At 28.2% G+C, this 6,954-nt stretch carries 6 protein-coding genes and 1 pseudogene; 6 read left to right on the top strand and 1 reads right to left on the bottom strand.

Annotated features, from left to right (window positions below; all coding sequences use genetic code 11):
* Nucleotides 1-275 precede the first annotated feature (275 nt).
* From B3W71_RS18340 to B3W71_RS18365, 6 genes and pseudogenes are all read left to right on the top strand, one after another.
* Entirely contained in the window at nt 276-1,475 is a 1,200-nt protein-coding gene (locus tag B3W71_RS18340) for a MerR family transcriptional regulator (protein ID WP_346890375.1), read from the top strand.
* Between the two features lie 100 nt (nt 1,476-1,575).
* A complete protein-coding gene (locus tag B3W71_RS18345; protein ID WP_346890376.1) occupies nt 1,576-2,751 on the top strand; it encodes a DegT/DnrJ/EryC1/StrS aminotransferase family protein in 1,176 nt (391 codons plus the stop codon).
* A gap of 41 nt (nt 2,752-2,792) precedes the next feature.
* Nucleotides 2,793-3,914, top strand: a complete 1,122-nt coding sequence (locus B3W71_RS18350; protein WP_346890396.1) for a DegT/DnrJ/EryC1/StrS family aminotransferase — start codon at nt 2,793-2,795, stop codon at nt 3,912-3,914.
* A gap of 60 nt (nt 3,915-3,974) precedes the next feature.
* Nucleotides 3,975-4,171, top strand: a pseudogene (locus B3W71_RS18355) (aspartate aminotransferase family protein); the annotation flags it as partial.
* A 383-nt stretch (nt 4,172-4,554) separates the two neighbouring features.
* Entirely contained in the window at nt 4,555-5,262 is a 708-nt protein-coding gene (locus tag B3W71_RS18360) for an MBL fold metallo-hydrolase (protein ID WP_346890377.1), read from the top strand.
* A 74-nt stretch (nt 5,263-5,336) separates the two neighbouring features.
* A complete protein-coding gene (locus B3W71_RS18365) occupies nt 5,337-5,579 on the top strand; it encodes a pre-toxin TG domain-containing protein (RefSeq protein WP_346890378.1) in 243 nt (80 codons plus the stop codon).
* Nucleotides 5,580-5,899: 320 nt separating this feature from the next.
* On the opposite strand, the gene B3W71_RS18370 is transcribed toward B3W71_RS18365, so the two are convergent.
* Nucleotides 5,900-6,787: a potassium channel family protein gene (locus B3W71_RS18370; RefSeq protein WP_346890379.1), complete on the bottom strand. Its 888-nt coding sequence runs from the start codon at nt 6,785-6,787 to the stop codon at nt 5,900-5,902.
* Nucleotides 6,788-6,954 lie beyond the last annotated feature (167 nt).

Here is a 6,954-nt window from a genome sequence, read left to right on the forward strand (position 1 = left end):
GTGCTTATTCAATATTTATTTAAATTAGATCATTTTGCGAAAGCTCCTTTGCAATAAGTTCTATATGAATACCAGGAAAATAAAACCTCATGATTTACACGATCATGGGATAAACTCTCACAGTTTTTTTATTTCATAATTTAATAATGGTGAAGAAATTTTTGCGACAGAATATAATCTTAATTTAAAAAATTATTGACCTTGACATTACGTCATGGAGTAATATATATGTAACATTACTAAATAAAATTTATTTTCTTTTGAGAGGATTTTTTATGAAAGATAATTTAAAGAAACAATTTACTATTGGTGAATTTAGTAAGAAGGCAGGAGTTACTCTGAGGACTTTGAGATATTATGATAAGATTGATCTTTTAAAGCCTTCTTTTTATAATGAGTCGGGGTATAGGCTTTATAGTAAGAATGATTTTCCCAAACTTCAAAAAATCTTAACTTTAAAGTTTATTGGGTTATCCTTAGATGAAATTAAAGATGTTATGAAAGAGGAAGTAAAGGAAAATGATTTTGAAAAGTCATTAAAGATACAAAAGAAAATTATTAAGGAAAAAATAAATCATGAATTAAGTGTTATTCAAGCTATTGATGAGGCTTTGAAAATGATTGATACAGATAAAAATTTGAATTGGGATAAGTTTATTAACATTATAAATCTGATAAATAAAGATAATAGGTGGATGAAGCAGTATATAGATGCTTCTAATTTAAAGGCAAGGATAAATATTCATGATAAGTTCAGCACTAATAAGGAAGGTTGGATGGAGTGGGTTTTTAAGCAACTACCTTTAGAGACAAATTGCAAGGTTTTAGAGCTAGGCTGTGGTGATGGCAGCTTATGGGCTAAAAATTATGACAAGATACCTAAAGAATGGGAGATACATATTACTGATTTTTCAGAAGGTATGATTGAAGATGCTAAATTAAATTTAAAGGCAGTTTTAGATAGATTTCATTTTAAGGTTGAGGATGCTGAAAATATTTCTTATGAAGATGAGACTTTTGATATAGTTATAGCGAACCACATACTATATCACTTAAATGACATAGATAAAGCACTAAGCGAAATGCAAAGAGTTCTAAAAAAGGATGGATACATTTTTATATCTACTGTTGGTGAAAATCATATGAAGGAAATGAGAGAATTTTTATCAATGGTTGATAAGGAGATATTAGAAGTTGAAAGTTTTAATTTAACAAAGAAATTTCAAATTGAAAATGGGTTAGGCATATTATCAAAATTTTTTAAAGACATAGAGTGTAATCTATATATAGATAATCTAAAAATAACAGAAAAAGAAGCCTTATTTCAATATATACTTTCTATGGAAAGCGATATAGTTAAAAAAATAAGTGCAAATAAATTGATGAAGTTAGATAAATTACTAGAGAAAGAGTGTTTTGACAATGGGTATATATACATATCAAAGCATACAGGATATTTTAAAGGAAAAAAGTAGATTTAAAAAAGACTTATGAAAATAAAGAGTCATTATTAATAAAGAAAAAAATACTACATTATTTATTAAAGTGTGACTAATTGCAAAGGGGAGATTTTAAATGTCAAGAAAAATACCGTTATCACCACCAGATATTACAGAAAGAGAAATAGAAAGTGTTGTTCAGGTTTTAAAATCAGGATGGATTACAAGTGGTCCTAAGGTTTTAGAATTTGAGCAGAAAATAGCTGAGTACTGTGAAACTGAAAAGGCTGTGGCCTTAGGTAGTGGAACAGCTGGTATGGAGCTTATTCTAAAATTCTACGATATAAAAGAAGGGGATGAAGTAATAACCACACCTTATACTTACACTGCAAGCGCTAGCATTATTTTACATAGAGGAATAAAGCCAACCTTTGTAGATGTTGCTAAAGATAGTTTTATAATGGATTTAGATAAATTAGAAGAGGCAATAACTGAAAAAACTAAGGCAATAATAACTGTAGATTTTGCAGGTGTTCCTGTAGATTATGATAAGGTAAAAACAATACTTAAAAAGTTAAATAGAGAAGATATAATACTTATATCAGATTCAGCACACTCTTTTGGTGCAACTTATAAGGGCAAAAAAGTTGGATCTCAATATGATTTCCATGTATTCTCATTTCACGCAGTTAAGAATTTAACTACAGCTGAAGGTGGAGGAATAACATTTAATAACAATAATTCTCATGGAAAAGAAGACTTATATAAAGAGTTTAAATATACAGCACTACATGGGCAAACAAAAGATGCTTTATCTAAGATGAAAGCTGGTGCTTGGCAATATGATATAGTAACAGATGGATTTAAATGTAATATGTCTGATTTACATGCAGCTATAGGTGTGTCTCAATTAGATAGATATGAGGAAATGTTAGATAGAAGAAGAGCAATATTTGAGATTTACAACAAAGCTTTAGAAAATAAAGAGTGGGCTATAATACCTTTCTCTAAAAATGAGGAGATGGAAACATCATATCATTTATATCCATTAAGAATAAAAGGCTTTGAGGAAAGTGACAGAGCAAAGGTTATAGAAATATTAGCTAAAAAAGATATACCTACAAATGTTCACTTTATACCACTGCCAATGTTTACGCTATATAAAAACTTAGGGTATAAAGTGGAAGATTATCCAAATGCATATAATCAATATAAAAATGAAATAACATTACCGGTGTATTCAACATTATCTTTAGAAGATGCTAAGTATATGATAGAGGAGCTTATTAAAGCTGTAGAAGAAGTAAAATAAAGTTTGAATTTTAACTTACATCTAAAAAGGAGGAATTTATGATGAAAGTAGGATTTTATACATCACAAAGAGAATACGAAGAGAAAATGGCTGAGTTTAATGAGGCTATGATAAATTCAATAAAAAATGGAGTTAAGACTTTAGGTGAAGATGTTATAGCTTTTGAAAAAGAAGTTCAAGACTTTGCAAAGGTAAAACACGCTATTGGTGTTGCTTCAGGGACAGATGCTTTAGTTATGGCAGCTGATATATTAGGATATAAGGATGAAAAAGAGATAATAACATCTCCATTTACTTTCTTAGCATCTACTTCATGTATTGCAAAGCATAGAGGAAAACCAGTATTTGTAGATATAGATGAAGAAACCTTCAACATAGACACTACAAAAATAGAAGAAAAAATAACAAAAAATACAGTAGGACTACTTCCAATACATTTATTCTGCCAAATGGCTAATATGGATGATATTATGGATATAGCAAAAAGACATAACTTATCTGTATTAGAGGATGCAGCAGAAGCTTTTGGTATGCAATGGAAAGGTAAAGGAGAGACATACAGACATGCAGGTACTATAGGTGACATGGGTATCTATTCATTCTTTCCAACTAAAACACTAGGAGCTTACGGTGACGGTGGATTAATAGTTACAAATAATGATAAACTTGAAGATATTACCAAAATGTATAGAGTTCACGGAGCTAAAAAGAAATATCACTATGAGTATATAGGATATAACTCAAGATTAGATAACATACAAGCAGCAATTTTACGTGTTAAATTAAAATATATAAATGAGGCACTAGAAAAGAGAAATCAAATCTATAACTTATACGTTGAAAGGTTAAAAGATATATCAGAAATTACCTTACACAAAATAAAAGGCGATCAAATACCTGTTTATTATGTATTTAGCATAACCTGCCATAAAAGAGATGAATTAAATCAATACTTAAATGAGCAAGGAATAGGTACTAGCATATACTATCCAACTCCATTACATCTTCAAAAGTGCTTTAGCTACTTAGGATATAAAAAAGGAGATTTTCCAGTAGCTGAAAGAGTATCAGAAAAAATATTAGCACTGCCAATTTACCCAGAGTTAACTATAAAAGAAATAGATTATGTTTGTGAGAAAATAAGAGAATTCTATAGAAAATAGTTATTTAGCATAATGAATGATGAAACATATCATTCTGATAGAGGTGTAATATGATTATCAGAATTTATTAAGAGAAACTGTGATCTAGCACAATTTTTAAGTAAAAAAATCGATGAATCTAAAAATTTTAGGTACTGTCAACTACCAGATTAAATGTAGTTTGCTTTACCATTAATCTTGAGAATAGTAATGTTAAATTAGAGCAAATACAGCAATTTTTAAGTTTAGTTAATAAGGATGGAAGAGCATTTTTTACATGTTTATTATTTTTATTATTATTGATAGAGTTTTTGTATTCAGAAGTATTAGAAACATTAGAAGAAGTAGTTTCTTTAAGTAGAAGGTTAGAGGAATCCTTTAGGGATTAGAATCAATGAAGGCTAGAAATATGAATTAAAAAAGATGATATCTCATATTTTATGGTCTTAATTGAATTCTTTTGTATAGAAAAAAATCCTAATTCTATGGTATTGAATGAAGATTTTTCAAAAGAATGGTATAATTGATGTCTATACAAGTCATAATGAGATATTATTATCTTGGCGTATAATCATACTGAGAAGTAATATTGCATTTGAGTGGAATGAATCTGATATGTTATGAGATTCACAGAATTTAATAATAAATATTGGAGGAGAAAATGCTTAATTTTATTGGTACTGGGAGTGCTTTTAATACAGAACTTGGCAATACAAGTGCTTTTATAAAGAATAATAATAGCTTACTTATTATTGATTGTGGTGGAACTGTTTTTCATAGATTACAAGAATTAAATTTATTTGATAAACTTGAAAATTTGTATATTATTATAACTCATACACATCCTGACCATGTTGGAAGCCTTGGCGAGGTAATATTTTATTCATATTATATTTTGAAACGTAGACCAACTATTTTCTTTCCTAAAAAGGAACTAATTGAAGGCTTTCTAACGAATATAGGTGTAAGTGCTGAAATGTATAAACTCAATAGTTTTGAGAGAATAGATGTTAATGATACTCAATTTGGGAAGTTCAGTATAGAATTTTTGCCTGTTTCCCATGTTGATACAATACCAGCATATGGATTTGTAATGAAATTAAATGAGAAATTATTTTACTTTAGTGGTGATGCAAATAACATAAGTAGCAAAGTTATTAATAGGATCTTGAATGGAGAAATTAATAGGGTTTATCAAGATACCTGTGGATTAGACTATGAAGGAAATAATCATTTATCACTAAGAAAACTTTGTAATATAGTGCCACAGGAATTTAGATATAAGTTTTATTGTATGCATCTTGATAAACATATAACAGAGAAAGAAATAAAAGAGAATGGGTTTAATGTTGCTAGGATATATAAATAATCTAACTACAAAATTGCCATTAATATGACTACAAAAAAATTTAGATATACTGTAGAAGTGCAAAATTCAGTATATTGTATAATTTTAGATGTAACTCAATATATGATAACATACTGCATTATATTATCATAGTAGGAGGAGTGAAGAACACCATAAAAGCCTGTGTAGGATACTCTATGACAGGAGAAAAACTGACAACAGGTGAAAGATTACTTGTAGGGGGTTTAGGAGTAGCTTCAGTAATCATAGATGTTTTTACATTTGGAATTGGAAAGATGTATCTGCAGCTGCATATGCCGAACAATTTGCTTCATTAAGACCTGGCTTAGATAAAACTAGACAGTTAGTTGAAGATATTGCTGTTCAAATTGATCAGACATTACGATCTGCTCAGGATTTAGACGACAGTATTGCAAGTCAGCTAAGATAATAAATAAAAGGGTACAACCATATGGATTTGTACTCCTTTTTATTTTTGTTTTAACATGTTGAGTGCGTTAATTTACTAGCACAACGAGTTAAATTATTTAATTTTTTACTTGTAGAAATATAAGGTAATAGCTTGTAATTATCAAGAAATTTTATAACTTTCTCATTCTCCAATCACATATCCTCACGACTCCATTAAATATAGATTTTATGAATCAAATTTCTCTTTATATGATAAAATACTACTTAAAAATACAGTTAAACAAATTACACTTGTTATGGAAATGACTATAGCTACTACTTTAGCTGATGTAGTTACTGGTACTATATCGCCATATCCAATAGTAACAAAAGTGATTATTGTGTAATAAAATAAATCAAAACTTCCTGTAGCATTTAAATATGCTGCACCATCTGCAAGGGCATTTACGAAACAAACAGCTAAATACAAATTAATCACAAGCATTACTAACACTAAAATAGCTGCTATTAGTACCCTTGCAAAGTTAGTTTTTTCTTCCTTTTCTGATTTAATGTTGTGTGGTTTTATCATAAGAGTTAGTAACACCTTTATATTTAAATAGTAGCAAATTATAACCCCTATAATTCCTATAATTGCACTTTCCTTAAACTGATCTGGAAAGATTATAAGTACAGCTAAAAATGTACTTGTAATAAAATAGCTTGATATAAAATCTAGCTTTAAGTTTTTATCTTCAACTTTATAAATAAATTTATGAATTTTAGAGCTAACAAATAATATATAGCCTATTGAATAATGAACAATTATAAAAGATATTATTATAACTATTATTTTTATTAACCATTCTACATGAAAGGCTAAATGTGTATCTAAATGCCTCATAATTGTTGTAAATATAGTTATAAATGCAAATAATTCACCACATATAACCATTCCACCTTGTGTTATTTTATAAAGTAAAGTTGTCCCTTTAAAAAGTTCTTTATAAGTTTTATTAATTTCTACTACAAGTGTTCTTAAAACAGATCTTATTTTCCTATTATTCCTTATGCTTCTTATAATCAAGGTAGCAAGAACAATAATTGTTGTTAAAATAATTATGAAACTTCCCATTAGTACCTCATATAATATCAATAAATTTATAAATAATTATATCAAAAATCTAAAATAAAAAATAGTTACATCAATGTACTTTAATATAGAGGCTTTCGCAAAATGAGCTAATCTAAATAAATATTGAATAATCACTTATATTATTAACGCTCAGCCGTTTCGGAATA

It is taken from the genome of Clostridium sp. UBA1056, assembly GCA_002316385.1.
Classification (GTDB): Bacteria; Bacillota; Clostridia; order Clostridiales; family Clostridiaceae; genus Clostridium_J.